The organism is Streptomyces sp. YS-3 (assembly GCF_045257485.1).
Classification (GTDB): domain Bacteria; phylum Actinomycetota; class Actinomycetes; order Streptomycetales; family Streptomycetaceae; genus Streptomyces.
In genome coordinates this window covers 1-1763 of record NZ_JBJHPC010000922.1, presented here as the reverse complement: position 1 = coordinate 1763, position 1763 = coordinate 1, and the positions used below count along the sequence as shown (strand labels likewise).

Here is a 1763-nt window from a genome sequence, read left to right as displayed (position 1 = left end):
GGCGCAGAGCGCGCGGATCGCGGGCGCGATCAGGCGTGCGCATGATCTGCGTAGCGCAAAGTCTGCGTTACGCAGATGAATATCCGTGAAGAAGGCCCACCGGTCAAGCGGATTCCGGTGGGCCCTCGTAACCGCCCTACCCGGCGTGGTGGTCGTCCGGGTGCTCCACGACCCGGAAGTGCGTCATGATCCGCCGGTCCTCGTCGAGGAAGTGGAAGGCGACGCCGGGCGGGGAGACGATGTTGACCAGGCCTTCTCCCGCCTCCCACGGCATCCGCAGCGTCGACGTCACGCCCGGTGCGACGAGCAGGGGCAGCCCGGCGAACGTGGTCGCACCGGAGGTGTGGGCATGGCCGACCAGCACGGCGGCCACGGCAGTCCCCGCGGTCACGGGTGGCGAGGCGGGGGCGGTGGCCGTGTGGGCGTGCTTCTGGGCGTGCTTGTGGGCGTGGGCCGCCAGGAGTTCGGCCAGCCGGTCCGCGTTGCCGAGGTTGATCGAGTCCAGGTACTCGTGGTGGATCACGGTCGGCGGGTGGTGGAAGGCGAGCAGCGCCGGCGTGTCGCCGAGTCCGTCGAGCGTCCGGGCGATCCACTCCAGGGTGGTGTCCTCCAGGACGCCCCCGTCCTCGCCGGGGATCGTCGAGTCGCACATCAGGATCGCGTAACCACCCACCCGGTGCGACCGGTTGACCGGTGCGTACGGGTCCTGGGTCGTGCCGCCCGGGCCGCCCGGCAGGTCGAGCAGGCCCTTGCGGTACGCGGCGCGGTCGTCGTGGTTGCCGGGGCAGGTCAGGACCGGGGCCTCGATGCGGGCGAGCAGTTCGGCCGCCTCGGCGTACTCGGCCGCGGTGCCGTGGTCCGCGATGTCGCCGGTGACGAGGACGGCGTCCGGGCGGCGGTGCATCGCGTTGATGTACGTGACGACCCGCGCGGCGCGCTCGGCGGCCCGCGCGCCCCCGTCGAGATGCAGATCGCTGATCTGGGCAAGCAGCACGTGATCCCCCTGGACTGGCCGGTGTTGGGCTAATGGTTGTCCGTACGACTCCCATTAGGACGCTAGGACTCTAGGGGGTGCCGGGCGGCCGGGACAAGAGCCGATCTTGTGGGCGCGGCCCGGTCTCCGGGGGCACGGGAGGAGGCCCGGTGCGGCGCCGGCTGCCCCGGGGAGCGGGGTGCCTACAGTGCGCTGATGGAGATCATCGACCTTGAGCCCGGCGATCCGCGCCTGGCGGACGACCTGCTGCCCGTCCTGTGCGAGCTGCGCCCGCACCTCACGGAGGACCTGTTCGGCGAGATCTACGCCGAGGGGTACGGGCAGGGGCTGCGCTTCTCCGCCGCGTACGGGGAGGGCGGGGTGTGCGTGGGCGCGGCCGGGTGGCGGATCGTCGCCACCACGGTCGCGGTGCGCAAGCTGTACGTGGACGACCTGGTGACGGCCGGGACGGCACGGTCGCAGGGGGTCGGCCACGCGCTCCTGGCCCATCTGGAGGAGATCGCGCGCGCCGCCGGCTGCACGTCCCTGAACCTGGACTCCGGGACGCACCGGACGGACGCACACCGCTTCTACTTCCGGGAGCGGATGGCGGTCACGGCGTTCAACTTCAACAAGAAGCTGGACTGAGGGGCGCGGCACGGCTTCGCGCGCGGGACGCCGCGACGTCTGCGGGCCCGGCTTCCGTGCGGACCCGGCTTCGTGTGCGGGCCGCCACCTCCCGCCTGGGGCGACGCTTCCCGCCCGGGGCGGCGCTTCCCACCCGGGACCC

Annotated in this window: 2 protein-coding genes; one reads left to right on the top strand and one right to left on the bottom strand. The window is 72.5% G+C overall.

Annotated features, from left to right (window positions below):
• Positions 1–136 precede the first annotated feature (136 nt).
• A complete protein-coding gene (locus ACJA3G_RS36290) occupies positions 137–994 on the bottom strand; it encodes a metallophosphoesterase (RefSeq protein WP_406557288.1) in 858 nt (285 codons plus the stop codon).
• A gap of 195 nt (positions 995–1189) precedes the next feature.
• On the opposite strand from ACJA3G_RS36290, the gene ACJA3G_RS36285 reads away from it, so the two are divergent.
• Entirely contained in the window at positions 1190–1621 is a 432-nt protein-coding gene (locus ACJA3G_RS36285) for a GNAT family N-acetyltransferase (RefSeq protein ID WP_406557287.1), read from the top strand.
• Positions 1622–1763 lie beyond the last annotated feature (142 nt).

What these genes read in the sequence shown, in the direction of transcription:
- ACJA3G_RS36285 (WP_406557287.1), top strand. Translation starts at nt 1,190, where the DNA reads ATGGAGATCATCGACCTTGAGCCCGGCGATCCGCGCCTGGCGGACGAC.